We start from the raw sequence: 24,820 nt of genomic DNA, 5'->3' as shown, positions 1-24,820 counted from the left end.
GGGCGTGCCGGCGTCAGCGCAGCCGCACGACGGCGACGTAGGCGGCGATCAGCAGCATGCCGTGCAGCACGGTGGCGGCGAGCGTCAGCACCAGGGTCGGCCGCAGGCGCTGCGGCTGGCGGGCGTGGCGCAGCAGGCTCGCCGCGGCGGCGGCACTCAGCGGCGCCGAGCCGAGCGCCCACCAGGCCGACGTCGGCAGCCACTCGATCGCCCACCACCACGCCACCCAGGCATGCGCCACCACCACGAGCAGCAGATAGACCCAGGCCGAGGGCAGCGGCCCGAGGCGGACCACCAGCGTGCGCTTGCCGGCCTGCGCGTCGGCGGCGGCATCGGGGAACTCGGCCACCCACAGGATGCCGGCCACCATCAAGGCCAGGCTGACGCCGGCGATCGCCGGCATGACGTCGAACTGGCGGCGCTGCACGTAGTCGGCGCCCAGCACCACCAGCCACCAGCTCAGCGCCACCGCCACGTCACCCACGCCGCGCGACATCAGCGCCAGCCGCGGGTGGGAGTAGGCGTAACCGATCACCAGCCCGGCCAGGCCGATCGGCAGCAGGCCCGGGCCGACCCGCGCGGTCAGCAGGATGCCGCCGCCGATCACGATCACGCCCAGCATCTGGACCGCGTCGCGCAGCTGTTCGACGCTGAAGATGCCGTCCTGCACCACCCGCGAGCCGCCCGAGAACGGCCCGATGCGGCCGGTGTTGATGGCGTCCGAGCCGATCTGGGCGTCGCCCCAGTCGTTGTGCAGGTTGATCGCGGCGTGCGTCAGCAGCGCCAGCAGCAGCGCGGCCGCGCCGCCGATCCAGTCGCCCGGGCCGCCGCAGGCCATCCCCACCGCGCTGCCGAGCAGCACGCCCAGCAGCGTGACGACCAGAAAACCGGGCCGGGTCGCTGCCACCCAACGTCTTGCAAGTGTGAAGTCCATGCGCCGAGGGTCGCAGATCGTGGCGCGGCGAACTTGCTCTCGATCAAGATCCGGGCATGCGGCCGGGGGTATCTGTGACGGGCCATAAACGAACAAGGCCGGTCAATCGACCGGCCTTGTGCAACGAGCGCGCGGCGCACAGGCCGCGGTGGGTGCGTCGAACTCAGGCGTTGCCGGCCGCCCCGGCGTTGCGCAGCCGGATGTGCAGCTCGCGCAGCTGCTTCTCGTCGACCAGGCTGGGCGCGCCGGTCAGCAGGCACTGGGCGCGCTGGGTCTTCGGGAAGGCGATCACGTCGCGGATCGACTCGGCGCGGGTCATCATCGTGACGATCCGGTCCAGGCCGAAGGCCAGGCCACCGTGCGGCGGCGCGCCGTACTGCAGCGCGTCGAGCAGGAAGCCGAACTTGACCTGCGCGTCTTCCTTGCCGATCTTCAGCGCCGAGAACACCTTGCTCTGCACCTCGGCCTTGTGGATACGGACCGAACCGCCGCCGAGTTCCCAGCCGTTGAGCACCATGTCGTAGGCCTTGGCGATGCACTTGCCCGGGTCTGTGTCCATGTAGTCTTCATGGCCGTCCTTCGGTGCCGTGAACGGGTGGTGCACGGCGTTCCAGCGGTCGCCTTCGTCGTCGTGTTCGAACATCGGGAAGTCGACCACCCACAGCGGCGCCCACTTGTCCTCGAACAGGCCGTTCTTCTTGCCGAAGTCGCTGTGGCCGACCTTCACGCGCAGCGCGCCGATGGCGTCATTGACCACCTTGGCCTTGTCGGCGCCGAAGAAGATCAGGTCGCCGTTGCACACGCCGGTGCGGGCGATGATCTCGGCGATGGCCGCGTCGTGCAGGTTCTTGACGATCGGCGACTGCATGCCCTCGCGGCCCTTGGCGACGTCGTTGACCTTGATCCAGGCCAGGCCCTTGGCGCCGTAGATCTTGACGAACTCGGTGTAGCCGTCGATCTCGCCGCGGCTCATGTCGGCGCCGCCCGGCACGCGCAGGGCGACGACGCGGCCGTTCTTGCTCTGCGCGGGCGCGGAGAAGACCTTGAAGTCGACGTCGCGCATGACGTCGGTCAGCTCGGTGAACTGCAGCTTGACGCGCAGGTCGGGCTTGTCGGAGCCGTACTTGTGCATCGCGTCGGCGTAGGTCATGACCGGGTAGCCGGGCAGGTCGACGCCGATGGTGTTGCGGAAGACGGTGCGGATCATGCCCTCGAACATGCCGCGGATCTCTTCCTCGCTCAGGAACGAGGTCTCGATATCGATCTGCGTGAATTCAGGCTGGCGATCGGCGCGCAGGTCTTCGTCGCGGAAGCACTTGGTGATCTGGTAGTAGCGGTCGAAACCCGCCACCATCAGCAGCTGCTTGAACAGCTGGGGCGACTGCGGCAGCGCGAAGAAATGGCCGTCGTTGACGCGGCTGGGCACCAGGTAGTCACGCGCACCTTCGGGCGTGCTCTTGGTCAGCATCGGCGTCTCGATGTCGATGAAGCCGTTGGCGTCGAGGAACTTGCGCACCTCCATCGACACGCGGTAGCGCAGCATCAGGTTCTTCTGCATCTGCGGGCGGCGCAGATCGAGCACGCGGTGCGTCAGGCGGGTGGTTTCGCTGAGGTTCTCGTCGTCGATCTGGAACGGCGGCGTCACGCTCGGGTTCAGCACCTCGAGTTCATGGCACAGCACCTCGACCTTGCCGCTCACCAGGTTGGCGTTTTCGGTACCGGACGGGCGCGCGCGCACCAGGCCGACGATCTTCAGGCAGAACTCGTTGCGCACGCCTTCGGCGGTCTTGAACATCTCGGCCCGGTCGGGGTCGCAGACGATCTGCACCAGGCCTTCGCGGTCGCGCAGGTCGATGAAGATGACACCGCCGTGGTCACGGCGACGGTGGGCCCAACCCATCAGGGTGACGGTCTGGCCCATCAGCTTTTCGCTGACCTGGCCGGCATAGCTGCTGCGCATGGGAAATCTCCGGGAAAGCGGGGTGGCCTGCCTGGCGCGATGTGGCCCGCGAGGCGGCCCCGTCTGGGGTTGTGAGGGGGGTCGGACGGCCGGTCAGTTCTGCACCGGCGCCGGGATCGGCTGGATCGACGGGCTGCCGTTGCCGTCGGGGCCGACCACGCCCATCGAGATGATGTACTTCAGCGCCTCGTCGACGCTCATGGCCAGCACGCGCACGTCGGCGCGCGGGGCCATCAGGAAGAAGCCCGAGGTCGGATTGGGCGTCGTCGGCACGTAGAGGCTGACGAAGTCGTCGCTCAGGTGAGCGGCCACTTCGCCGCCGGGCTTGCCGGTCACGAAGGCGATCGTCCAGATGCCCTGGCGCGGGTACTGCACCAGCACGGCTTCGCGGAAGGCCTGCCCGCTGCTCGAGAACAGCGTGTCGGAAACCTGCTTGACCGAGTTGTAGATCGACTTGACGATCGGGATCTGGCCGAGGATGCGGTCCCACTGGCGCAGCCACCACTGGCCGACGAAGTTGGCGACGAACATGCCCGTCAGCAGCATTGTCAGCACCAGCAGCAGCACGCCCAGGCCGGGCACGTGGGCGAGGCGGTCGAGCGCCTCGCCGGCGCCGGCCGGCAGCACCGCACCGGCCAGTGCCAGCAGCGCCTGGAAGACGCCGTCGAGCAGGCCGACCACCCAGGCGAGCACCCAGATCGTGATCGCCAGGGGCAGCCAGACGAGCAGGCCCGCGATGATGTATTTCTTCACTGGACTCTGACGCGTGTTGGAGGGGAGGGGCGGTGCCGGTGCATCAGTGGCAGGCGCACGAGCCGCCGCAAGCCGCTGGCGGCGAGGTGGCGGAGCCGGAGGCCGGGCTGGCGGCGTCGCCGGCCGGCGCGGCTGCGCTGCTGTCGGACGCGGTGGCCGCCGCCGCCGCACCCGTGGTGGCGGCACCGCCGTTGCGGAAGTCGGTGGCGTACCAGCCCGAGCCCTTGAGCTGGAAGCCCGGCGCGCTCAGCTGTTTCGAAAAAGACTCTGCGCCGCAGGCCGGGCAGGTGCTCAGCACCGGGTCGGAGATCTTCTGCAGCACGTCTTTGGCATGTCCACACGCGCTGCAGCGGTAAGCGTAAATCGGCATGGAAGGCTAAACCGTTGATTCAAAACGCGAAATTATAGGTGCCAGCGCTGCCTTGGTGCTGCGGCCCGCGCAGATCGGGTGGCCGCATGCGGCAGTGCACAAGTGTGCGAGCGGTCGCTTACAACAGGTGCAGCAGCCCGGGCAGGATCCAGTGGGCAAACAGGCCGCCCGCGACGAAGCCGCCGATCAGATAGAACACCGTCAGCAGCAGCCGGTTGGTGCGCCGTTGTTCATGCAGCAGCGCCAGCAGCAGTTCGTCGGACGGGCGCTGCGGCCGGGCGTGGGCCTGCAGTGCATCGTGCAGCAGGCGCGGCAGTTCGGGCAGCAGCTTGGCGTAGCGCGGCGCCTCGTCCTTGATCGAGCCTAGCAGCGCGCGCCAGCCGACCTGCTCGTTCATCCAGCGTTCGAGGAAGGGCTTGGCGGTCTGCCAGAGGTCGAGCTCGGGGTCGAGCTGGCGGCCCAGCCCCTCGACGTTGAGCAGCGTCTTCTGCAGCAGCACCAGCTGCGGCTGGATCTCGACGTTGAAGCGCCGCGAGGTCTGGAACAGCCGCAGCAGCACCTGGCCGAGCGAGATGTCCTTCAACGGGCGGTCGAAATGCGGCTCGCAGACCGCGCGCACCGCGCCCTCGAGTTCGTCGACCCGGGTGCTGGCCGGCACCCAGCCGGACTCGATGTGCAGCTCGGCGACGCGCCGGTAGTCGCGCCGGAAGAAGGCCAGGAAGTTCTGCGCCAGGTATTCCTTGTCGCGCGAATCGAGCGTGCCGACGATGCCGAAATCGAGCGCGATGTAGCGCCCGAAGGTGGCCGGCGCGGTCGACACCATGATGTTGCCGGGGTGCATGTCGGCATGGAAGAAACCGTCGCGGAAGACCTGCGTGAAGAAGATCGTCACGCCGTCGCGGGCCAGCTTGGGGATGTCGATGCCGGCGGCACGCAGGGTCTCGATCTGGCTGATCGGCACGCCGTGCATGCGCTCCATCACCAGCACCTCGGCGCTCGAGAGGTCCCAGATCATCTCGGGCAGCATGATCAGGTCGAGCCCGCCCATGTTGCGGCGCAGCTGGGCGGCGTTGGCGGCCTCGCGGCCGAGGTCGAGCTCGTCGTGCAGGTAGTTGTCGAACTCGGCCACCACCTCGCGCGGACGCAGCCGGCGGCCGTCGGGCGACAGCCGCTCGAGCCAGGCCGCGGCCACGCGCAGCAGCGCCAGGTCGGCCTCGATGATGTTCAGCACGTTCGGGCGCAGCACCTTGACGGCGACTTCGCGGCCGTCGTGCAGCACGCCGAAGTGAACCTGCGCGATCGACGCGCTGGCCACCGGGTCGGCGTCGAAGCTGGCGAACACCTCCTCGATCGGCCGGCCCAGCGATTGCACGACGGCCGCGCGCGAGACGTCGCTCGGGAACGGCGGCACGCGGTCCTGCAGCTTGGCCAGTTCGTTGGCGATGTCGTGCGGGATCAGGTCGCGGCGGGTCGAGAGCACCTGGCCGAACTTGACGAAGATCGGCCCGAGGCGCTCGAGCGCCATGCGCAGTCGCACACCGCGTGGTTCGTGGTGGGTGCGGCCGATCGACATCAGCCGCGCGAGCAGTCGCAGGCTGGCGTGCGGCATGTGGCTCAGCACGAGCTGATCCATGCCCTGGCGCAGCAGCACCCAGGCGATGAACGCCAGTCGAGGCCAGTTTTTCATGGCGTCAGGCTCGGGGTCGGGCCGGCGATGCCGCCGGGCGCGCTGAGCGGGTGCTCACGCGTCGGGTGCCGCCGGGCGCACGCGCTGCACCAGGGCCTGCACGCCCTGCGCGATGGCGCGGCCGACCTGCGCCAGCTGGTGTGCCGGCGCATCGCCGATCACGCGGGCGAGGTCGTCCTCGATGTCCCAGCGCAGGTTCTCGGCCAGCCAGCTCACCTCGGCGGCCAGGGCCACGTCGCCATGAACATCCATCGGCGGGCGGCCACGCGCACCGCCGAGCAGCCAGCCGAACAGCGCCTGGTGATCCAGGCCGACCAGCAGCGCGGCACCGCTGGCGGGCGCGACGCTGCCGTCGTCCAGCTCGAGCAGGCCGGCGGGCGTGATGCGCCAGGCCGCGGGCGGCGGCGGTGGCAGCAGGGCCGGCCAGCGTTGCCATTCGATGCCGATGCTGCCGCCGGCCTGGCCGACCAGACGGCGCATGGCTTCGGGCTCGGCCGAGATCACGTGATTGAGCAGGAGGGTGAGCCGCGCGAGGGCTTCGCGCCCCAGCGGTTCGAGCAGCGCTTGAAACATCTGGCGATTGTAGGAGGCAGTTCACGAATGCTCGATGTCGCACCGGGCTCGACGCCGACCTGCTTTGCCAGAATGTTCAGAGCAGGGTGACCGGTCCGCATTCGTGGTCGGCCTTGCTTCAGCGGAAGCGCACACCATGACCACTGTCCTCCTCACTGGCGCCACCGGCTACATCGGCTCGCACACCTGGCTCGCCCTGCACAAGGCGGGCTACCGTGTCCTGGGGGTGGACAACTTCGCCAACAGCTCCCCGCAGGTCCTGGATCGCCTGGCCGGTCTGCTGGGCGAGGCCCCGGCGTTCGAGGAGGCCGACGTCAACGACACCGCGGCCATGGAGCGCATCATCGCCGCGCACGGCGTGCAGGCGGTGGTGCATTTCGCCGCGCACAAGGCGGTGGGCGAGTCGGCCGAACAGCCGCTCGAGTATTTCCGCAACAACCTCGGCGGGCTGGTCAGCGTGGGCCAGGCGATGGCCGCGCAGGACGTGTTCTCGCTCGTCTTCAGTTCGTCGGCGACGGTCTACGGCCAGCCCGAAACCCTGCCGATCCGCGAGGACTCGGCCCTGTCGGCGACCAATCCCTACGGCCTGACCAAGCTGATGGGCGAACAGCTGCTGCGTGAACTCGAGCGCTGCGACTCGCGCTGGAAGATCGCCTACCTGCGCTATTTCAATCCGGTGGGCGCACATTCGAGTGGCCTGATCGGCGAAGACCCGCGCGGCATCCCGAACAACCTGATGCCTTACGTGGCGCAGGTGGCGGTGGGCAAGCGGCCGTTCCTGCAGGTCTACGGCAACGACTACGACACCCCCGACGGCACCGGCGTGCGCGATTACATCCACGTGGTCGACCTCGCGGCCGGCCATGTTGCCGCCGTGCGCCATCTGCTGGAGCGCAAGCAGTCGCTCACCGTCAACCTCGGCACCGGCCAGGGCTACAGCGTGCTCGACGTGATCCGCGCCTTCGAGCGCGCCAGCGGCCGTGCCGTGCCGTTCAAGACGGTCGCCCGGCGCCCGGGTGACGTGGCCTCCTGCTATGCCGACCCGGCCCTGGCGCGTGAGCTGCTGGGCTGGCAGGCCGAACTCGGTCTCGACGCGATGTGCGCCGACAGCTGGCGCTGGCAATCGCGCAACCCGCAGGGCTACGCGCCGGTGGTCGGGCAGTCGCTGTCGGCCTGATCCCGCATGCCCCGCAGCGCGGGGTTGCTCTGCGACAATTCGGGCATGAACGTGCTCGACATTTCCGCCTACATGGCCCACGTCGGCGCTGCCGCGCGCAGCGCCTCGGCCCGCATGGCCGCGGCCACCACCGCCGCCAAGAACCGCGCCCTGCTGGCGCTGGCGCGCCGCCTGCGCGAAGCCGGCCCGGCGCTGGCCGAAGCCAACGCGCGTGACCTCGCCGCCGCCGAGGCCGCCGGCCTGGCCGGCCCGATGCTCGACCGCCTCAAGCTCGACGCCAAGGCCATCGCCACCGTCGCCGAAGGCTGCGAGCAGCTCGCCGCGATGCCCGACCCGATCGGCGAGATCCTGCACCTGCGCCAGCGCCCGAGCGGCATCAGCGTGGGCCAGATGCGCGTGCCGCTGGGTGTCTTCGGCATGATCTACGAGAGCCGGCCCAACGTCACCATCGAGGCCGCCTCGCTCGCCATCAAGAGCGGCAATGCGGCCATCCTGCGTGGTGGCTCCGAGGCGCTGCACTCCAACCTGGCGCTCTGGAAGCTGGTGCAGGCCGCGCTGACCGACGCCGGCCTGCCGGCCGAAGCGGTGCAGCTGGTCGAGACCACCGACCGCGCCGCCGTCGGCCGCCTGATCGCGATGCCCGAGTACGTCGACGTGATCATCCCGCGCGGCGGCAAGGGCCTGATCGAGCGCATCAGCGCCGAAGCCAAGGTGCCCGTGATCAAGCACCTCGACGGCAACTGCCACACCTACATCGACGCCCAGGTCGACATCGAGCAGGCGCTGGTCGTCACCGACAACGCCAAGACGCAGAAGTACAGCCCCTGCAACGCCACCGAGTCGCTGCTGGTGCACGTCGAGCAGGCACAGGCCTTTCTGCCACGCATCGGCGCGATCTTTGCGGCCAAGGGTGTCGAGATGCGCTGCGGCCCGCGCGCCAAGGCCATCCTGTCCGCCGTGCCGGGTGCCAAGCTGGTCGACGCCACCGAGGCCGACTGGTCCGAGGAATACCTGGCCCCGATCATCAGCATCAAGCTGGTCGATTCGCTCGATGACGCGATCGCCCACATCAACCGCTACAGCTCGCACCACACCGAGGCGATCCTGACCACCAGCCACCCGAACGCGATGCGCTTCCTGCGCGAGGTCGATTCGGCCAGCGTGATGGTCAACGCCAGCACCCGCTTCGCCGACGGCTTCGAATACGGCCTGGGCGCCGAGATCGGCATCAGCACCGACAAGTTCCACGCCCGCGGCCCGGTCGGGCTGGAGGGGCTGACCTCGCTGAAATACATCGTGCTCGGCCAGGGCGAGGTGCGCGGCTGAGCGCCGGGGAGTCGCCATGAACCGCGATTCGCGCACTGCGCTCGTGCTGTTTTCGGGTGGGCAGGACTCGACCACCTGCCTGGCCTGGGCGCTGACACGTTTCGCCCATGTCGAGACGCTGGCGTTCGACTACGGCCAGCGCCACCGCATCGAACTCGACTGCCGGCTGACCGTGCTGGCGCAGCTGCGCGAGCAGTTCCCGGACTGGGCCGAGCGGCTCGGCGCCGATCACCTGCTCGACCTGTCACTGCTGGCGCAGATCTCCGACACCGCGCTCACCACCGAGCGCGAGATCGAGCTGCAGGCCAACGGTCTGCCCAACACCTTCGTGCCCGGCCGCAACCTGCTGTTCCTCGGCATGGCGGCCACGCTGGCCTATCGGCGCAGCGCCAGCGTGCTGGTGGGTGGCATGTGCGAGACCGACTACTCCGGCTATCCCGACTGCCGCGACAACACGCTCAAGGCGCTGCAGGTGGCGCTCTCGCTCGGCCTGGCCGCGCCGATGACGATCGAGACGCCGCTGATGTTCCTGACCAAGGCGCAGACCTGGACGCTGGCCGAAGACCTCGGCGGTGCCCCGCTGGTCGAGCTGATCACCGAACACACCCACACCTGCTACCTCGGCGAGCGCGGCCAGCGCCACGCCTGGGGTCACGGTTGCGGCCACTGCCCGGCCTGCGAACTCAGGCACGCCGGCCATGCCGCGTGGCTGGGCGGGCGCTGAGCTGCGCCGCGTCGGATCGGAGCAGCGGGTTTGCCATCGCGTCTCGTGCTGATCGTCCTGGCGACGATCCTGGGTCTGTGGACACTCGGCGCCTACAACCGCCTGGTGCGCCTGCGCAACAGCATGCGCACGGCGTTTGCGCCGCTGGCCAGCCAGCTGCGGCAGCGCCATGCCGTGGCGTTGACGCTGGCCGAGGTCTCGCGCACCCGCATCACCGAGCCGCAGGATGAAGCGCTGATCGAAGCCACGCTGACGTCCGCCAGCCAGGCCGGTCGCGCCAGCGACAACGTCCAGCAGCGCCCCCTGCGCGGCGACGTGCTGCAGCAGCTGGCGATTGCCGAGGAGGTGCTGGTGGCCGCGCTCGACGAGCTCGGCCACGCCCTGCAGGACCTCACGTCCGGCATCGGCCCCGACCCGGTCGTCAGCGACCTGCTGCGCCAGCGTGATGCGCTGCAGGAGCAGATCGCCTTTTCGCGGCTGGTCTACAACCAGTCGGCCGACGAATACAACCGCGCGGTGGCCCTGTTTCCGACCACGCTGGTGGCCGGCCTGTTCGGCTTCCATGCCGCGCCCGAGTTCCCGCCGATCTGAGGCGGCCGGCGCCGGCCCGATGCACGATACAACTTGCGGCTGGACAAGCTCGGGCCGCGCGCGGACGATCGGCCCCACACGAATTGCCCGACCTGATGCCGCCCGGCACCCCTGATTCCGCCGTACCCCTTGGCAGCGTGATGCATCGACCCGAGATTCCTCCAGCAGACCCCGACACCGTGCCGCTCGCCGAAGGCGCGGCCGCGGGGCGGCCGGCCCGTGCCGAGTGGCAGGGCCTGCCCGCCGGCCGCGCGGCAAACCTGGCGCCCCGCCTGCTCGACGAGGTCGAATTGAAGGCGTGGGCGCGCTTGCGGCGCATGCGCGGGCCGGGCGAGCAGCGCGCGCTGCTGCTGGCCTTGCTGCTCACGCCCGGCAGCGCGCGCGAGCGTCAGGCCTTTGTCGAGGAATGCCACGGCGTCATGACGGCCGAGGGGGGGCGCCGCCTGGTGCAGACCTTGCCGGCTGCCGCGCGCCTGTCGGCCCTCGAGGCGGTGCTCGCGCAGTGCGCCGAGTCGCCGCTGGCCGAGCGTCAGGCCCTGCTGATGGCGGTGCGCCGCGTGATGTGCGCCGACGGTCGCGTGCGACCGCTCGATCGGCTGGCGCTGCTGCTGGTGCGGCATCGCTTCAACGGCCCGGCGCCGCTGCATCGGGGCGGGGCCCGCGACGCCGGCGAACTCGCCGGCCTGCCGCTGGCCATGCGCCAGGCCATCGCCGGACTCAGCGCCTATCTGGCGCGGCTGGTGCCGGCGGCCGACCCGCATGCCGTGGTCGGTGCCGCCGGTGCGGCCTGGCACCGTGCGGTGGTGCTGTCGGTCTGGGGCCCAGCGCCGCACCCGCCGGCTTGCCAGGTGCCGGCTCCGGACGCGCTGGTGAAGGGGCTGCGCACCCTGCAGACGCTCGACTGGATGCGCCGTCCGATGCTGGCGCGTGCCTGGGTCGAGGCGGCCCAGCCCGGCGTCGATCTGAGCCTGGACGGCGCCGAAGCGCTGCGGCTGGCCTGTGGCCTGCTCGACACGCCGATGCCGCCCGAGCTGGCGCGCCACTTCAATCAGTTGCCCGATCACGGGTAGCGGTGCCGCGGCCGTAGACTGCCGGCCGTGAAACCTGCCCCACCCGCCCCCCAGCCGCCGATCGGCGCCGCCCCGTCACCTCAGTCCCTGCCTCTGCATCGCCTGCTCGGCCACACCGCCGACGCCGTCGCGCTGGTGCTGGCCGGCCATTCGCTGAACGAGGCGCTCGCCGCCTGTCCGGCGCCGGCCCGGCCGGGCTGCCAGGCCCTGAGTTTCCACGTGCTGCGCTGCCTGGGCGGCGCGCAGGCGGCGCGTGCGCACCTGGCCGCGCGCATGCCGCCGCCGCCGGTCCATTCGCTGTTGTTAAGCGCGCTCGCGCTGCTCTGGCCGCGTGAGCCGCAGCCCTATGCACCGCACACCCTGGTCGACCAGGCGGTGGCCTGCGCACACGTCCGGGCGCCGGCCAGCGCGTCGTTCGTGAATGCGGTGCTGCGACGTTTCCTGCGCGAGCGCGACGCGCTCGTGCCGCGCTGGGAGGCCGCCGATCCGGTGGTGCGCCATCAGCACCCGCGCTGGTGGATCGATCAATTGCAGCGCGACTGGCCCAAACAATGGCAGGCGCTGCTCGGCGCCGCCAACCAGCACGCGCCGATGGCCTTGCGCGTCAACGCGCGCCAGACGGACGCGGCGGGCTACCGGGCCGAACTGGCGGCCATCGGCATCGAGGCGCAGGTCGTGTCGAGCCATGCGCTGGTGCTGCACAAGCCGGCGCCGGTGCAGGCCTTGCCCGGGTTCGAGCGCGGGCGGGTGTCGGTGCAGGATCTGTCGGCCCAGGTGGCCGCGCCGCTGCTGATCGGCAGCGGGCCGGATCGGTTGGCGCCGGGTGCGCGCGTGCTCGATGCCTGCGCCGCGCCGGGTGGCAAGACCGCCCATCTGCTCGAACTGGCCGAACTCGACCTGCTGGCGCTCGATGTCGATGCCACCCGCCTGGCCCGCGTCGAGCAGACCCTGCAGCGTGTCGGCCTGCGTGCCGCGCTGGCGGTGGCCGATGCCGGCGAGCCGTCGCGCTGGTGGGACGGGCAGCCGTTCGACGCGATCCTGCTCGACGCGCCCTGCAGCGCCTCGGGCATCGTGCGCCGTCACCCCGACGTGCGCTGGTTGCGTCGCGCCAGCGACATCAAGGCGCTGGCGGCCACCCAGTCGCGCCTGCTCGATGCCCTCTGGGGGTTGCTCAAGCCGGGCGGGCGTCTCGTCTACGCAACGTGTTCGGTGTTCCGGGCCGAGGGTTCGGGCCAGGTTGCTGCGTTTTTACAACGAACACCCGGTGCGATCGCCAGGCCGTCGCCCGGTCATCTGCTGGGTGTCGTCGACAATCCGGCCCAGGCCGGGGAGGTTGCCAGCGTCGCTGGCGACGGCTTTTTTTATGCCCGGCTGGACAAATCGATGTGAACCGATGCGTCGCAGAGCGGGTTGCGTGGCCGTCCGGACCGGATGCGGCCTGGTGCGCAGCCAGGCCGGGCGACGTCGCCACCGCCCGCCGCTGCCGTGCCCCCTGTCGTCACCGAAGAACGCCCTGCCTGCCGCCATGCCGATGAGGTGTCGTCGTGCCCGTCGATGTCCGTGAGCCGGCGGCGCATCGGTGCTGCGGCGTTGCTGCTGGCGCTGGGGGCGGGATGGGGCGCCGGGGCGCATGCCGCGTCCGACGTGATCGAGCTGACGCGCCTCGAGGCGGTGCGTACCGAGCAGGGCGTGCTGCTGGATTTCGAGGCCCGCTTCGAGCTGCCGCAGGGGGTCGAGGGCGCGCTGCAGAAGGGCGTGGCGCTGCATTTCGTCGCCGAGGCGGACGTGATGCGCGAGCGCTGGTACTGGCCCGACAAGCGCATCGCCCGCACCAGCCGCACCTGGCGCCTGAGCTACCAGCCGCTGACCTTCAGCTACCGCGTCAGCCTGGGCGGGCTGTCGCAGACCTATTCCACGCTCAGCGATGCGCTGCGTTCGTTGCAGCGCCTCAATCGCTGGCGCATCGCCGATCTCGGTGATGGCGAGGACGCCGAGTACGTCGACTTCCGCTACCGGCTCGATGTCGATCAGTTGCCCCGGCCGCTGCAGATCACGATCGGCAGCCAGCCCGAATGGGCGCTGCGCATCGAGCGTACGATTCGACTGCTGCCGCAGACGCGTTGAGCGCTGCCAGCGCATCCGCCTTCCACCATGAGCCGCCGTTCCCTGCGCTGGACACTGCTGGTCGCCCTGATCGCCACCGGTGCCGCCGTGCTGGTGCTGGCCTTCCTGCTGGCGGTGGCGACCAACAACCGGGCCCTCTACGAGCGCCATTTCGGCTGGCTGCTGTGGGTCAACATCGGCGTCGCCACGGCGCTGGGCGTGGTCATCGTGCTGGCCGTGCTGCACCTGGCCCGGCGCATGCGGCACGGCAAGTTCGGCAGCAAGCTGCTGTTCAAGCTGGCGGCGATCTTCGCGTTTGTCGGCGTGTTTCCCGGGGCGGTGATCTACGGCGTCTCGTACCAGTTCGTCTCGCGCAGCATCGAGAGCTGGTTCGACGTCGAGGTCGACGGCGCGCTCGAAGCGGGGCTGAACCTCGGGCGCAGCACGCTGCAGATCCTCGTCAACGACCTGGCCGGCAAGACCCGCGTGGCCGCCGAGCGGGCCGCCGACGCGCCCGACCGCATGCAGGTCCTGGCGCTCGAGCGCCTGCGCGAACAGCTCGCCGCACAGAGCGTGGCGGTGCTGTCGCCCAGCGGCAAGGTGCTGTATTCGGCCGGCGGCTCGATCGCGGGGGCGCCGTTGCCGGACCGACCCACCACTTCGATGCTGCGCCAGGCCCGCAGCGCCCGGGTGATCTCGCTACTCGAGGGGCTGGATGAGGAACCGGCCGGCCGGGCCAATCCGGCCATCGCATCCAGTGCCCGCGTCAGGGCGATCGCCTGGGTGCCGTCGAGCGACTACAGCCTCGGCAACGAGGATCGGTTCCTGCAGGTGACGCAGCTGATCCCGGCCGAACTGGCGGCCAACGCGCTGCGGGTGCAGTCGGCGTTCAGCGAGTACCAGCAGCGCTCGCTCGGCCGGGTCGGCCTGCGCAAGATGTACATCGGCACGCTCACGCTGGCGCTCATCCTCGGCGTGTTCAGCGCCCTGCTGATGGCGGCGGTGCTCGGCCATCAGCTGGCCCGGCCGCTGGTGGTGCTGGCCGAGGGTGTGCGGCAGGTCGCGCGCGGCGATCTCACGCCCACCGAGGTGTTCAGCTCGCGCGACGAGCTCGGCGGCCTGACCCGCTCGTTTGCCGACATGACCCAGCAGCTGGCCGACGCGCGTGCGCTCGTCCAGACCACGCTGGCCGAGGCCGAGAACGCCAAGCGGCACTTGCAGACGATTCTCGACAACCTCACCACCGGCGTGATCCTGTTCACCGGGCGCGGTGGGATCGACACCGTCAATCCGGGGGCGGCGCGCATCCTGCGCGTGCCGATGCAGGCATGGCAGGGTCATGCGCTGGCCCAGGTGCCGGGGCTCGAGGCGTTCTCGCGCGCGATCGATCAGCATTTCCTGCAGGCCATGCAGGAGTCCGATGGCCCCGAACACGGCCAGTGGCAGGACACCTTCGAGCTCGGTCCGGTGCTGACGGCCGATCTCACGCTGCTGGTGCGCGGCGCGCTGCTGCCCGACGGCACCCGGCTGATCGTGTTCGACGACATCACCGAGGTGGTGTCGGCCCAGCGCAGCGTCGCCTGGGCGGAGGTGGCGCGGCGGGTGGCGCACGAGATCAAGAACCCGCTCACGCCGATCCAGCTGTCGGCCGAGCGCCTGCAGCACAAGCTCGAGGCCAAGCTCGCCGAACCGGCCGACCAGCAGATGCTGGCGCGTTCGGTGGCTACCATCGTCGCGCAGGTGCAAGCGCTCAAGACCATCGTCAACGAGTTCCGCGACTACGCCCGCCTGCCGTCCGCCCAGCTGGCGCCGCTCGACCTCAACGAGCTGGTGGCCGAGGTGCTGGGGCTCTACGCGGTGCAGCAGGAGTCCGGCCGGCTCGAGGCTCGGCTGGGCGCCGCGTTGCCTGCCTTGCTGGGTGACGCAAGCCAGTTGCGGCAGGTCATCCACAACCTGGTCCAGAACGGCCTCGACGCGGTGGCCGATCGCAGCGAGGGCCACGTGACCGTCAGCACCGAGGCGACTTTCCGCGATGACGACGGCAGTCTGCGCAGCGTGCAGCTCAAGGTGCTCGACAATGGCCCCGGTTTCAGCGAGGCATTGCTGAAGCGAGCCTTCGAGCCCTATGTCACGACCAAGTCTCGCGGTACCGGCTTGGGGCTGGCGGTGGTCAAGAAGATCATCGACGAGCACGGAGCCCGCATCCGACTGAGCAATCTGGCCGATGCCGCGACAGCGTCAACAGGTGCCGGCGCAAAGAGCGGTGCACAAGTTTCGATATCATTTTCGCGCTGGGCGGCGAGTGCGCCGCAGCCATCCGAACCCCGGGCCGCCCGTGGCCGAATCCCGCCCCCCATCGTGAGCGTGTCCTGATCCATCAATGGCCAACATCCTAGTCGTCGACGACGAAATGGGCATTCGCGCCCTGCTGCAAGAAATCCTCACCGACGAAGGTCACTTCGTCGAACTGGCCGAGAACGCCGTCCAGGCGCGTGCCGCGCGCGAGCGCCTGCGACCCGATCTGGTCCTGCTCGACATCTGGATGCCCGACGTCGACGGCATCACGCTGCTCAAGGAGTGGGGCACCACGGCGCAACTGGGCATGCCGGTGATCATGATGTCGGGTCACGGCACGATCGATACCGCGGTCGAGGCGACCAAATACGGGGCGATGGCGTTCCTCGAGAAGCCGATCACCTTGCAGAAACTGCTGCGTGCGGTCGAGCAGGGCCTGGCCAAACCGGTCCCGCCGCCGCAGCGATCGATGGCCCCGCTCGCGGCAACGATGCCGGCGCCTGTGCCCATGCGCAACGATCGCGACTACCGCTCGATCGATCTGCAGCCGATGCTGAACTCGGTGCCTCAGCCGGTGATATCGGTGCTGTCCAGCGGCCCCCAGTCGGACCAGAACTTTTCTCTCGACCGGCCGCTGCGCGAGGCCAGAGATGCCTTCGAGAAGGCGTATTTCGAGTTCCACCTCGCCCGCGAAAACGGCAGCATGACGCGGGTGGCCGAGCGTACCGGCCTTGAGCGCACGCACCTGTATCGCAAGCTCAAGCAGTTGGGCGTGGACCTCAGCCGCAACAAGCGTGGCGGCAATTGACGCATTTTTGTTGAACAAGCAGAAGTTGGTGTTATAGTAGCTGGCTCGACGGCCTGGTAGCTCAGTTGGTAGAGCAGCGGATTGAAAATCCGCGTGTCGGTGGTTCGATTCCGCCCCAGGCCACCAAAGATTGAATGCTGTGATCAGCGTGCGGGATTAGCTCAGTTGGTAGAGCGATACCTTGCCAAGGTATAGGTCGAGAGTTCGAGTCTCTTATCCCGCTCCACACGTTTTTCATGACGAAAAGCCCCGCGCACTTTGGTGCTCGGGGCTTTTTGTATTGGGGCGCCCGATGCTCGGGTGCTTGGCTGGTGTGCCTCGTGTTCGGGTCATCGAGTGGGGCTCGTGGGTTCTGTCGGGCATTCCGGTGGGCGGTCGCAGGTTGGGCTCTGGGCTGAATCTTGTGGTAAGGCTGCGGCTTGTGCTAGCATCGCGAGCTTTCCCGGACGTGGGATAACCTGCGTCCAGTTCAGGCGTCTCGTGATGGTGCAGCCGGTCGGTGATCGGTCGAGTTGCATCAGAGCGGGACTCATCAGTCAGCCCGGCCAATCGATGTCGGGCATTGGAGAAAAACCATGACTACCCCCAATCCGGGCCAACGCCTCGGTTTGCTGGGCCGCAAGGTGGGCATGATGCGCATCTTCACGGACGACGGCGATGCCGTGCCCGTGACCGTGCTCGACGTGTCCAACAACCGGGTCGCCCAGATCAAGACGGTGGAAACCGACGGCTACAGCGCCGTTCAGGTGGCCTTTGGTGCTCGCAAGGCATCGCGCGTGACCAAGCCCGAGGCCGGTCACCTGGCCAAGGCCGGTGTCGAATCCGGCGAGTTGCTGCAAGAGTTCCGCGTCAGCGCCGAAGTGGCTGCTGAATGCAAGCCGGGCTCGCAACTGCCGATCGCGATGTTCCAGGCCGGCCAGCAGGTCGACGTGCAAGGCACGACGATCGGCAAGGGCTTCGCCGGCACCATCAAGCGTCACCACTTCGGCTCGCAGCGTGCCTCCCACGGCAACTCGCGCTCGCACAACGTGCCGGGCTCGATCTCGATGGCGCAGGACCCGGGTCGCGTGTTCCCGGGCAAGAAGATGTCCGGTCACCTGGGTGACGACACCGTCACCACCCAGAACCTCGATGTCGTGCGCGTCGACGAAGCCCGCCAGCTGCTGCTGGTCAAGGGCGCGGTCCCGGGTGCCAAGGGTGGCTTTGTCACCGTGCGTCCGGCCGTGAAGGTCAAGCTCAAGAAAGGGGCCAACTGATGCAGCTCGAGCTCCTGAACGAGCAGGGCCAGGCCACCGCCAAGGTGGATGCTCCTGACACCGTGTTCGCACGTGACTACAACGAATCGCTGATCCATCAGATCGTGGTGGCCTACCAGGCCAACGCCCGTCAAGGCACCCGCGCTCAGAAGGATCGTGAGCAGGTTCACCACTCGACCAAGAAGCCGTTCCGCCAGAAGGGTACCGGCCGCGCTCGTGCCGGTATGACGTCTTCGCCTCTGTGGCGTGGCGGTGGTCGGATCTTCCCGAACAGCCCGGACGAGAACTTCACCCAGAAGGTCAACAAGAAGATGTATCGCGCCGGCATGGCGTCGATCTTCTCGCAGCTGGCTCGCGAAGGCCGTCTGGCCGTGATCGACTCGATCACGCTCGACGCACCCAAGACCAAGCTGCTGGCCGCCAAGCTGAAGGCCATGAACCTCGATCACGTGCTGGTGATTGCCGACGAGGTCGACGAGAACCTGTTTCTCGCCTCGCGCAATCTGGCCAACGTGCTGGTGGTTGAGCCGCGTTATGCCGATCCGCTGTCGCTGGTCTTCTACAAGAAGATCCTGGTGACCAAGGCTGCGATCGACAAGCTGCAGGAGATGTTCGCATGAGCCGCGCACCCATCAGTCGCACGTTTACAGAAGGCCGCCTGGCCCAGGTTCTGGTCGCACCGATCATTTCCGAGAAGGCCACCAGCATCGGCGAAAAGCACAATCAAGTGCTGTTCAAGGTGCTGCAGGACGCCACCAAGATCGAGATCAAGGCCGCCGTTGAACTGATGTTCAAGGTCGAGGTCGAGTCGGTCCAGGTGCTCAACCAGAAGGGCAAGACCAAGCGCTTCGGCGGCCGTACCGGCCGTCGTGACCACCTGCGCAAGGCCTATGTCTCTCTGAAGGCGGGTCAGGAACTCAACTTCTCCGGGGAGGCCGCGTAATGGCTGTCGTCAAGGTCAAACCGACTTCGCCAGGCCGTCGTGGCGTGGTGAAGATCGTGCACAAGCACCTGCACAAGGGCAAGCCCGAAGCGTCGCTGCTCGAGCCCCAGATGCAGAACGCTGGCCGTAACAACAACGGTCACATCACCGTTCGCCACAAGGGCGGCGGTCACAAGCATCACTACCGCGTGGTGGACTTCCGTCGCAACAAGGACGGCATCCCCGCGAAGGTCGAGCGCATCGAATACGACCCCAACCGCACGGCGCACATCGCGCTGATCTGCTACGCGGATGGCGAGCGTTCGTACATCATTGCGCCGCGTGGCCTGGAAGCGGGTCAGACGGTCCTGAACGGCGCCGAAGCGCCGATCAAGGCCGGCAACACGCTGCCGATCCGCAACATCCCCGTGGGCTCGACCATCCATTGCGTCGAGATGATGCCCGGCAAGGGTGCGCAGATCGCGCGTTCGGCTGGCACCTCGGTGACGCTGATGGCCCGTGAAGGCATCTACGCCCAGGTTCGCCTGCGCTCGGGTGAGGTTCGCAAGATCCACATCGACTGCCGTGCCACCATCGGTGAAGTCTCCAACGAAGAGCACAACCTGCGCCAGTACGGCAAGGCCGGTGCGAAGCGTTGGCTGGGTATCCGCCCGACCGTTCGCGGCGTGGCGATGAACCCGGTGGACCACCCGCACGGCGGCGGCGAAGGCCGCACCGGCGAAGGTCAGGCGCCGGTGTCTCCGTGGAACACCCTCACCAAGGGCTACCGCACCCGCAACAACAAGCGCACGCAGACGTTCATCGTCTCGCGTCGCAAGAAGTAATAAGAGAGGAACGCTGCAATGTCTCGTTCACTCAAGAAGGGTCCTTTCGTCGACCATCACCTGCTCGCCAAAGTCGAGAAGGCGGTTGCCATCAAGGACAAGAAGCCGGTCAAGACCTGGTCGCGTCGCTCGACCATCCTGCCCGAGTTCATCGGCGTGACGATTGCCGTGCACAACGGCAAGCAGCACGTGCCTGTGTACGTGACCGACCAGATGGTCGGCCACAAGCTGGGCGAGTTCGCGCTGACCCGTACGTTCAAGGGTCACCCCGCGGACAAGAAAGCCAAGCGCTAAGGAGCCGATGCAATGGAAACCCAAGCAATCGTCCGTGGTGTTCGTCTGTCATGTGACAAGGGCCGTCTGGTCGCGGATCTGATCCGTGGCAAGAAGGTCGGTCTCGCGCTCGACATCCTCACCTTCACGCAAAAGAAGGCTGCCGGCATCATCAAGAAGGCGCTCGAAAGCGCCATCGCGAACGCCGAACACAACGACGGCGCAGACATCGATGAACTGCGCGTCACCTCGATCTACGTGGAGCAAGGTGCCACGCTGAAGCGTTTCTCTGCCCGGGCCAAGGGCCGTGGCAATCGCATCAGCAAGCCCACCGCGCACATCTACGTGACCGTTGGCAACTGACAAGGCAGGTAGAAATCCATGGGACAGAAAATCCACCCTACCGGGTTCCGCCTGCCGGTCACGCGCAACTGGTCGTCACGCTGGTATGCGAACAACCGCAACTTCGCCGGCATGCTGGCCGAAGACATCGAAGTCCGTGAGTTCCTGAAGAAGAAGCTCAAGAACGCCGCTGTCTCGCGCGTCACCATCGAGCGTCCCGCCAAGAACGCCCGCATCACGATCTACTCGGCACGTCCGGGCGTGGTGATCGGCAAGAAGGGCGAGGACATCGAGAACCTGAAGCTCGAACTGGCCAAGATGCTGAAGGTGCCCGTCGCCGTCAACATCGAGGAAGTGCGCAAGCCCGAGGTCGATGCGCAGCTGATCGCCGAATCGATCACCCAGCAGCTCGAAAAGCGCATCATGTTCCGCCGCGCCATGAAGCGCGCGATGCAGAACGCGATGCGCCTGGGCGCGCAGGGCATCAAGATCATGTCGGCCGGTCGTCTGAACGGCATCGAAATCGCTCGCACCGAGTGGTATCGCGAAGGCCGCGTGCCTCTGCATACCCTGCGTGCGGACATCGACTACGGCACCGCCGAAGCGAAGACCACCTACGGCGTCATCGGCGTCAAGGTGTGGGTCTATCGTGGCGATCGCCTGGCCAACGGCGATGCGCCGGTGATGCGTGGTGAAGATCGTCCGGAAGACGATCGTCGCCGCCGCAACCCGCGTGGCGACCGTCCGGGTGACCGTCGTGGTCCGGGTGCTGGTCGTGGCGGCCCGGGTGCCGGTCGCGGCCCGGCTGATGGCGCATCGGCTGCACCGTCTGGTGATGCCAAGCCTGGCGTGAAGCGCGTCGTGCGCGCTGCACCCCCGGCGGCAAAAGGAGAATAAGGAATGTTGCAACCGTCGCGTCGCAAGTTCCGTAAGGAACAAAAGGGCCGCAACACGGGTGTCGCCACCCGCGGTGCCAATGTCTCTTTCGGCGAGTTCGGCCTGAAGGCCACCGAGCGTGGTCGTCTGACTGCTCGCCAGATCGAAGCAGCCCGTCGTGCCATCTCGCGCCATATCAAGCGCGGTGGCCGTATCTTCATCCGCATCTTTCCGGACAAGCCGATTTCGCAGAAGCCTGCTGAAGTCCGGATGGGTAACGGCAAGGGCAATCCGGAGTACTACGTCGCCGAGATCCAGCCCGGCAAGGTGCTCTACGAACTGAACGGCGTGCCTGAAGACCTCGCTCGCGAAGCGTTCACGCTGGCAGCTGCCAAGCTGCCGCTGCGCACGACCTTCGTCACGCGCATGTTCGGCACCTGAGCCAGGAGAATCTGATGAAAGCCTCTGAACTCCGCGCCAAGGACGTCGCAGCTCTCGAAAAGGAAATCAGCGATCTGCTGAAGGCCCATTTCGGTCTGCGCATGCAAAAGGCCACGCAACAACTGACCAACCACTCGGTGATCAAGCAGACCCGTCGCGACATCGCGCGTGCCCGCACGATCCTGACCGAGAAGAAGAAGGGAGCTGCGTGATGAGCGAAGCCCAAACCGCAGTTGCGGCTGCCGCGCCTGCTGTCAAGAACACCCGTACCCTCGTCGGCAAGGTGGTGAGCGACAAGCGCGCCAAGACCGTCACGGTGCTGGTCGAGCGTCGCGCCAAGCACGAGCTGTACGGCAAGATCGTTGCCCGCTCGCGCAAGTACCACGCGCACGACGAAAACGGCGACTACAAGATGGGCGACGTGGTCGAGATCTCCGAGAGCCGTCCGCTTTCGAAGACCAAGAACTGGGTCGTCACGCGTCTGGTCGAAAAGGCCCGCGCGGTCTGACCGTCAAGATACCCATAACATCCTGCTTCCGGGGTCATCTCGACTCCGGCTGCACTTGAACCGGCACGCTGGAATACTGGCTGCCGGTTTTTTTGTTTCTCGTCTGGTTTTCTTTTTTTCACCCACCCTGGAGATTCCACATGTTGAAGGTCGGAGACAAGCTGCCCGCGGGCACGCTCAATGAGTACATCGAGGTCGAGGGCAATGGCTGCTCGCTCGGTCCCAACAGCTTTGACGTGACGAAAGAAACCGCCGGCAAGACCGTCGCGATCTTCGCTTTGCCCGGTGCCTTCACCCCCACCTGTTCGGCCCAGCATGTGCCGGGTTATGTCCAGGCGGCCGATGCCTTGAAGGCGGCCGGTGTCGACGAGATCTGGTGCTTGTCGGTCAACGACGCTTTCGTGATGGGCGCCTGGGGCCGCGATCAAGGCACGGCGGGCAAGGTGCGCATGATGGCCGACGGTTCGGGCACGTTCACGCAGGCGACCGGCCTGACGCTCGACCTGGTGGCGCGTGGCATGGGCCTGCGCTCGCAGCGCTACTCGATGCTGGTGGTCGACGGCGTGGTCAAGACGCTCAACGTCGAAGCCCCCGGCAAGTTCGAGGTCAGCGACGCACAGACGATGCTGCGTCAGGCTGCCGCCTGACCTCCTGAATCGACCGCAAGAGGCCGCCGGTCCGGTCTGTCGACCGGCTGGCCGGCACCCGAGAGGTGTTTCTCAGGTCAGGGATAGAACGCGGCGACGGTGTAGCCGGCGATGCGCTTGTCTCTGCTGCTGAGTTCGAGCTGCCAGTTGCCTTCGGCGCTGGCGCCCAAGGTCTCGGCCTGCCTGAAGTCGGCGGGGCTCAGCACGCGACGCACGATCACGGCACCGGCGGCGTCGGTCAGGCTGAGTTCGAGGTGCGGCGCACGGATCTCGAAATCGACCCGGTTGCGCAGCAGCACCTGCAGGCGGTAGCCGTCGACACCCGCCGGTCGGGTCAGCGCCGTGTTCTCGACCACCAGGGCGTCGAGCTGCCGAGGCGCCTGCACGGTGCAGCCGATCTGCGCGCAGATCGCGGTCAGCGGCGGGTGCAGCGCAGGCCAGCGCCCGGCCAGGCTGTCGCGATGGTGCAGCGCGAGTTGCAGCAGCAAGGTGGCCGATGCACAGGCACAGCCCGCCGCCAGCAGCAGGCGAACCGTCGGCTTGCGCCACCAGGCGGCGCGATCGGCCTGACGCACGAAGGCTGGCAACGCCGCCGTGCCGGATGCCGCATCGGCTGCCAGGGCCGCAGCCGCCGCGTCGACCGCAGGTGCGGCCGCGGACCGATTACCGGCCTCGGCCTCGTCGGCGACGGGCGGCAGGGCGTCGTAGGCGGTCAGGTTGTCGCCGAAAAGGCTGTTCTGTTCGTGCGGCTGAAAGACGGTGTCTGCCGCGCTGAGATCGATGAACTCGGTTTCTGAACCGGCCGGCCATTCGGTCTGCCGAGCCTCGGCCTCGATCCGGTCGGGTTCGTCGGCGGCGGCGAACTCGATCGCCGGGCCGGCACGGGCCGTCTCCGATCGGGACGATAACTCGGCCTGATCCGTCTCCGGCACCGCCAGCGGCCCGGGCTGTGACGGCGTCGAGACCTCGGGTGGCGCGTCATCCGGTGGTGCGGTCGCCCCGGTGGCCGTGGTCGCCGCGTCCTGTGCGGCCAGCCGACTGAGTCGCCGCGCATCGCGTTCCAGTTGCTGCGCGCGCAGGGCTTCGACGTCTGAGAACATCGCCGGCCGCGTTTCGATCCAGTCGGCCGGGTTGTCGGGGTGCCGCTGATCGGCTCTGGGCGGTGGGGTTGCCGGGCCCGGTGCCGGGACCGTGCCGCTGCGGCGTGGCATCGTGTCGGCGCCGGCTGCCGGGCGTGGCGAAAACTGCGGCCGCTGGCGGCCGGCCAGGTCGAACAGGCCCTCGAGCGCGTTGAAGACCTCGTGGCAGTGGCCGCAGCGCACCCAGCCTTCGGAGACCTTGAGCTGGTCTTCGACGACCTTGAAGATCGTGCCGCACGATGGGCAGGAGGTCGCCAGGCTCATGCGGACACGGTCGGCCGGCGATCAGGCGCGGCGGCCCGTCAGCAGAACCCAGCCGTCTTCGCGGTCGCCGACCTCGAGGGCGATCCACGGCGCGTAGGCCTCGGTCAGCTCGTCGATCTGGCGCTCCAGGATGCCGGCCAGCACCAGCGATCCGCCCGCCTCGACATGGCCGCACAACAGCGGCGCCAGCAGCTTCAACGGCGCCGACAGGATGTTGGCCAGCACGACCGGATAGCTGCCGTTGGCCTGATCGGGCAGGCCGGCGTGCAGCGTCACGCCGTTGGCCTGGGCGTTGGCCAGGGTCGACTCGACCGCGGCGGTGTCGATGTCGACCGCATCGATGCCCGTCGCGCCATGCAGCGCCGCGCCGATGGCGAGGATGCCCGAGCCGCAGCCGTAGTCGAGCACGCGCGGCCACGGCGTCGCCACATCGGCATGGCCGGCGATCCAGCGCAGGCACATGCGGGTGGTCGGATGGGTACCGGTGCCGAAGGCCAGGCCGGGATCGAGCCGCATCACGCGCCGGGCCTGCGCCGGCGGTTCGTGCCACGAGGGCACGATCCAGAAGGTGTCGGTGATGCGCACCGGATCGAACTGCGACTGCGTCAGCCGCACCCAGTCCTGCTCGGCCACCGGCGCGAGCCCCTGCACGTGCAGGTCGCTCCAGCCTTCTTCGGCCAGCAGCACGGTGGCCGCCTCGGTGGCCAGGGTCTCGTTCTCGAACAGGGCCTTCAGCACCGAATGCCGCCAGCCGCGGATCTGCTCGCCGAAGGTGGCGGGCATGCCGGGCTCGCCGAAGATCGGCGCCTCGTCGGGCGTGTCGGCATCGGCGTCTTCCACCGTCACCGCCAGCGCGTCGAGTTCCATCAGCGCATCGGAAATGCGCTCCACTTCGCCGGCCGGGGCCAGCAGCATCAGTTCAACCATCGGGTCCGT

At 68.2% G+C, this 24,820-nt stretch carries 28 protein-coding genes and 2 tRNA genes; 22 read left to right on the top strand and 8 right to left on the bottom strand.

The features are described 5' to 3' along the window. Positions 1-13 precede the first annotated feature (13 nt). From LCHO_RS20000 to LCHO_RS19975, 6 genes are all read right to left on the bottom strand, one after another. Entirely contained in the window at positions 14-934 is a 921-nt protein-coding gene (locus LCHO_RS20000) for a prenyltransferase (protein ID WP_012349013.1), read from the bottom strand. A 163-nt stretch (positions 935-1,097) separates the two neighbouring features. After that, a complete protein-coding gene (gene aspS / locus LCHO_RS19995; protein ID WP_012349012.1) occupies positions 1,098-2,894 on the bottom strand; it encodes an aspartate--tRNA ligase in 1,797 nt (598 codons plus the stop codon). 93 nt (positions 2,895-2,987) lie between these two features. Next, the gene (locus LCHO_RS19990) at positions 2,988-3,647 is read right to left on the bottom strand and encodes a DUF502 domain-containing protein (protein ID WP_012349011.1); all 660 of its coding nucleotides are present in this window, start codon (positions 3,645-3,647) and stop codon (positions 2,988-2,990) included. A gap of 43 nt (positions 3,648-3,690) precedes the next feature. After that, positions 3,691-4,017 carry an FmdB family zinc ribbon protein gene (locus tag LCHO_RS23005; RefSeq protein ID WP_012349010.1) on the bottom strand — a complete coding sequence of 109 codons (327 nt, stop codon included), beginning with the start codon at positions 4,015-4,017 and terminating at the stop codon, positions 3,691-3,693. Positions 4,018-4,135: 118 nt separating this feature from the next. After that, entirely contained in the window at positions 4,136-5,704 is a 1,569-nt protein-coding gene (gene ubiB, locus LCHO_RS19980; RefSeq protein ID WP_012349009.1) for a ubiquinone biosynthesis regulatory protein kinase UbiB, read from the bottom strand. Positions 5,705-5,758: 54 nt separating this feature from the next. Next, positions 5,759-6,277, bottom strand: coding sequence for a hypothetical protein (locus tag LCHO_RS19975; protein WP_012349008.1), 519 nt, complete (start codon positions 6,275-6,277; stop codon positions 5,759-5,761). 136 nt (positions 6,278-6,413) lie between these two features. Between LCHO_RS19975 and galE the strand changes: the two genes are divergently transcribed. The 22 genes from galE to LCHO_RS19865 all read left to right on the top strand — a co-directional run bounded on the left by galE (position 6,414) and on the right by LCHO_RS19865 (position 22,481). Next, entirely contained in the window at positions 6,414-7,454 is a 1,041-nt protein-coding gene (gene galE / locus LCHO_RS19970; protein ID WP_012349007.1) for a UDP-glucose 4-epimerase GalE, read from the top strand. 45 nt (positions 7,455-7,499) lie between these two features. After that, positions 7,500-8,780, top strand: coding sequence for a glutamate-5-semialdehyde dehydrogenase (locus tag LCHO_RS19965; protein ID WP_043705963.1), 1,281 nt, complete (start codon positions 7,500-7,502; stop codon positions 8,778-8,780). Between the two features lie 16 nt (positions 8,781-8,796). Continuing rightward, positions 8,797-9,504, top strand: coding sequence for a 7-cyano-7-deazaguanine synthase QueC (queC, locus tag LCHO_RS19960; protein WP_012349005.1), 708 nt, complete (start codon positions 8,797-8,799; stop codon positions 9,502-9,504). A gap of 30 nt (positions 9,505-9,534) precedes the next feature. Beyond that, the gene (locus LCHO_RS19955) at positions 9,535-10,095 is read left to right on the top strand and encodes a LemA family protein (protein ID WP_012349004.1); all 561 of its coding nucleotides are present in this window, start codon (positions 9,535-9,537) and stop codon (positions 10,093-10,095) included. Between the two features lie 179 nt (positions 10,096-10,274). Continuing rightward, a complete protein-coding gene (locus tag LCHO_RS19950) occupies positions 10,275-11,165 on the top strand; it encodes a hypothetical protein (RefSeq protein WP_043704528.1) in 891 nt (296 codons plus the stop codon). A 27-nt stretch (positions 11,166-11,192) separates the two neighbouring features. Then, a complete protein-coding gene (gene rsmB, locus LCHO_RS19945) occupies positions 11,193-12,554 on the top strand; it encodes a 16S rRNA (cytosine(967)-C(5))-methyltransferase RsmB (RefSeq protein ID WP_012349002.1) in 1,362 nt (453 codons plus the stop codon). A 165-nt stretch (positions 12,555-12,719) separates the two neighbouring features. Further along, entirely contained in the window at positions 12,720-13,289 is a 570-nt protein-coding gene (locus tag LCHO_RS19940) for a DUF4390 domain-containing protein (protein WP_012349001.1), read from the top strand. A 27-nt stretch (positions 13,290-13,316) separates the two neighbouring features. Then, complete coding sequence (locus LCHO_RS19935; protein WP_012349000.1) at positions 13,317-15,641, top strand: sensor histidine kinase; 2,325 nt, start codon at positions 13,317-13,319, stop codon at positions 15,639-15,641. Between the two features lie 7 nt (positions 15,642-15,648). Beyond that, positions 15,649-16,371 carry a response regulator gene (locus LCHO_RS19930; protein ID WP_012348999.1) on the top strand — a complete coding sequence of 241 codons (723 nt, stop codon included), beginning with the start codon at positions 15,649-15,651 and terminating at the stop codon, positions 16,369-16,371. A 50-nt stretch (positions 16,372-16,421) separates the two neighbouring features. Then, a tRNA-Phe gene (locus LCHO_RS19925) sits at positions 16,422-16,497 on the top strand. A 24-nt stretch (positions 16,498-16,521) separates the two neighbouring features. Further along, positions 16,522-16,597, top strand: a tRNA-Gly gene (locus LCHO_RS19920). A 349-nt stretch (positions 16,598-16,946) separates the two neighbouring features. Beyond that, on the top strand, positions 16,947-17,627 hold the full coding sequence (gene rplC / locus LCHO_RS19915) for a 50S ribosomal protein L3 (RefSeq protein WP_012348998.1): 681 nt from the start codon (positions 16,947-16,949) through the stop codon (positions 17,625-17,627). Next, positions 17,627-18,247 carry a 50S ribosomal protein L4 gene (gene rplD / locus LCHO_RS19910; RefSeq protein WP_012348997.1) on the top strand — a complete coding sequence of 207 codons (621 nt, stop codon included), beginning with the start codon at positions 17,627-17,629 and terminating at the stop codon, positions 18,245-18,247. Before rplC ends, rplD begins: the two co-directional genes overlap by 1 nt. Beyond that, entirely contained in the window at positions 18,244-18,570 is a 327-nt protein-coding gene (gene rplW / locus LCHO_RS19905) for a 50S ribosomal protein L23 (protein ID WP_012348996.1), read from the top strand. Before rplD ends, rplW begins: the two co-directional genes overlap by 4 nt. Further along, entirely contained in the window at positions 18,570-19,394 is an 825-nt protein-coding gene (gene rplB, locus LCHO_RS19900; protein ID WP_012348995.1) for a 50S ribosomal protein L2, read from the top strand. Before rplW ends, rplB begins: the two co-directional genes overlap by 1 nt. An 18-nt stretch (positions 19,395-19,412) precedes the next feature. Then, positions 19,413-19,688, top strand: coding sequence for a 30S ribosomal protein S19 (rpsS, locus tag LCHO_RS19895; protein ID WP_012348994.1), 276 nt, complete (start codon positions 19,413-19,415; stop codon positions 19,686-19,688). 12 nt (positions 19,689-19,700) lie between these two features. After that, a complete protein-coding gene (gene rplV, locus LCHO_RS19890) occupies positions 19,701-20,030 on the top strand; it encodes a 50S ribosomal protein L22 (protein ID WP_012348993.1) in 330 nt (109 codons plus the stop codon). Positions 20,031-20,048: 18 nt separating this feature from the next. Further along, positions 20,049-20,906 carry a 30S ribosomal protein S3 gene (rpsC, locus tag LCHO_RS19885; RefSeq protein ID WP_012348992.1) on the top strand — a complete coding sequence of 286 codons (858 nt, stop codon included), beginning with the start codon at positions 20,049-20,051 and terminating at the stop codon, positions 20,904-20,906. Positions 20,907-20,909: 3 nt separating this feature from the next. Further along, positions 20,910-21,326 (top strand): 50S ribosomal protein L16, encoded by a 417-nt coding sequence (gene rplP / locus LCHO_RS19880; protein WP_012348991.1) that lies wholly within the window; start codon positions 20,910-20,912, stop codon positions 21,324-21,326. Positions 21,327-21,340: 14 nt separating this feature from the next. Then, a complete protein-coding gene (gene rpmC, locus LCHO_RS19875) occupies positions 21,341-21,538 on the top strand; it encodes a 50S ribosomal protein L29 (RefSeq protein ID WP_012348990.1) in 198 nt (65 codons plus the stop codon). Next, the gene (rpsQ, locus tag LCHO_RS19870) at positions 21,538-21,834 is read left to right on the top strand and encodes a 30S ribosomal protein S17 (RefSeq protein WP_012348989.1); all 297 of its coding nucleotides are present in this window, start codon (positions 21,538-21,540) and stop codon (positions 21,832-21,834) included. Before rpmC ends, rpsQ begins: the two co-directional genes overlap by 1 nt. Positions 21,835-21,974: 140 nt before the next feature. Further along, positions 21,975-22,481 (top strand): peroxiredoxin, encoded by a 507-nt coding sequence (locus LCHO_RS19865; protein WP_012348988.1) that lies wholly within the window; start codon positions 21,975-21,977, stop codon positions 22,479-22,481. A 77-nt stretch (positions 22,482-22,558) separates the two neighbouring features. Here the strand turns inward: LCHO_RS19865 and LCHO_RS19860 are convergent, their stop codons facing one another. Together LCHO_RS19860 and prmA are read right to left on the bottom strand one after the other, a co-directional pair. Further along, positions 22,559-23,884 (bottom strand): zinc-ribbon and DUF3426 domain-containing protein, encoded by a 1,326-nt coding sequence (locus LCHO_RS19860; protein ID WP_012348987.1) that lies wholly within the window; start codon positions 23,882-23,884, stop codon positions 22,559-22,561. A gap of 21 nt (positions 23,885-23,905) precedes the next feature. Further along, complete coding sequence (gene prmA / locus LCHO_RS19855; protein ID WP_012348986.1) at positions 23,906-24,811, bottom strand: 50S ribosomal protein L11 methyltransferase; 906 nt, start codon at positions 24,809-24,811, stop codon at positions 23,906-23,908. Positions 24,812-24,820: the final 9 nt, after the last annotated feature.

Source organism: Leptothrix cholodnii SP-6 (genome assembly GCF_000019785.1).
GTDB classification, from domain to species: domain Bacteria; phylum Pseudomonadota; class Gammaproteobacteria; order Burkholderiales; family Burkholderiaceae_C; genus Sphaerotilus; species Sphaerotilus cholodnii.
This window is presented reverse-complemented; position numbering and strand designations above follow the sequence as displayed.

Bases quoted from the DNA above. Each gene is read 5' to 3' on its own strand.
- LCHO_RS20000 (WP_012349013.1), bottom strand. From the start codon at position 934: ATGGACTTCACACTTGCAAGACGTTGGGTGGCAGCGACCCGGCCCGGT.
- aspS (WP_012349012.1), bottom strand. From the start codon at position 2,894: ATGCGCAGCAGCTATGCCGGCCAGGTCAGCGAAAAGCTGATGGGCCAG.
- LCHO_RS23005 (WP_012349010.1), bottom strand. From the start codon at position 4,017: ATGCCGATTTACGCTTACCGCTGCAGCGCGTGTGGACATGCCAAAGAC.
- ubiB (WP_012349009.1), bottom strand. From the start codon at position 5,704: ATGAAAAACTGGCCTCGACTGGCGTTCATCGCCTGGGTGCTGCTGCGC.
- LCHO_RS19975 (WP_012349008.1), bottom strand. From the start codon at position 6,277: ATGTTTCAAGCGCTGCTCGAACCGCTGGGGCGCGAAGCCCTCGCGCGG.
- galE (WP_012349007.1), top strand. From the start codon at position 6,414: ATGACCACTGTCCTCCTCACTGGCGCCACCGGCTACATCGGCTCGCAC.
- LCHO_RS19965 (WP_043705963.1), top strand. From the start codon at position 7,500: ATGAACGTGCTCGACATTTCCGCCTACATGGCCCACGTCGGCGCTGCC.
- queC (WP_012349005.1), top strand. From the start codon at position 8,797: ATGAACCGCGATTCGCGCACTGCGCTCGTGCTGTTTTCGGGTGGGCAG.
- LCHO_RS19940 (WP_012349001.1), top strand. From the start codon at position 12,720: ATGTCCGTGAGCCGGCGGCGCATCGGTGCTGCGGCGTTGCTGCTGGCG.
- LCHO_RS19935 (WP_012349000.1), top strand. From the start codon at position 13,317: ATGAGCCGCCGTTCCCTGCGCTGGACACTGCTGGTCGCCCTGATCGCC.
- LCHO_RS19930 (WP_012348999.1), top strand. From the start codon at position 15,649: ATGGCCAACATCCTAGTCGTCGACGACGAAATGGGCATTCGCGCCCTG.
- rplC (WP_012348998.1), top strand. From the start codon at position 16,947: ATGACTACCCCCAATCCGGGCCAACGCCTCGGTTTGCTGGGCCGCAAG.
- rplD (WP_012348997.1), top strand. From the start codon at position 17,627: ATGCAGCTCGAGCTCCTGAACGAGCAGGGCCAGGCCACCGCCAAGGTG.
- rplW (WP_012348996.1), top strand. From the start codon at position 18,244: ATGAGCCGCGCACCCATCAGTCGCACGTTTACAGAAGGCCGCCTGGCC.
- rplB (WP_012348995.1), top strand. From the start codon at position 18,570: ATGGCTGTCGTCAAGGTCAAACCGACTTCGCCAGGCCGTCGTGGCGTG.
- rpsS (WP_012348994.1), top strand. From the start codon at position 19,413: ATGTCTCGTTCACTCAAGAAGGGTCCTTTCGTCGACCATCACCTGCTC.
- rplV (WP_012348993.1), top strand. From the start codon at position 19,701: ATGGAAACCCAAGCAATCGTCCGTGGTGTTCGTCTGTCATGTGACAAG.
- rpsC (WP_012348992.1), top strand. From the start codon at position 20,049: ATGGGACAGAAAATCCACCCTACCGGGTTCCGCCTGCCGGTCACGCGC.
- rplP (WP_012348991.1), top strand. From the start codon at position 20,910: ATGTTGCAACCGTCGCGTCGCAAGTTCCGTAAGGAACAAAAGGGCCGC.
- rpmC (WP_012348990.1), top strand. From the start codon at position 21,341: ATGAAAGCCTCTGAACTCCGCGCCAAGGACGTCGCAGCTCTCGAAAAG.
- rpsQ (WP_012348989.1), top strand. From the start codon at position 21,538: ATGAGCGAAGCCCAAACCGCAGTTGCGGCTGCCGCGCCTGCTGTCAAG.
- LCHO_RS19865 (WP_012348988.1), top strand. From the start codon at position 21,975: ATGTTGAAGGTCGGAGACAAGCTGCCCGCGGGCACGCTCAATGAGTAC.
- LCHO_RS19860 (WP_012348987.1), bottom strand. From the start codon at position 23,884: ATGAGCCTGGCGACCTCCTGCCCATCGTGCGGCACGATCTTCAAGGTC.
- prmA (WP_012348986.1), bottom strand. From the start codon at position 24,811: ATGGTTGAACTGATGCTGCTGGCCCCGGCCGGCGAAGTGGAGCGCATT.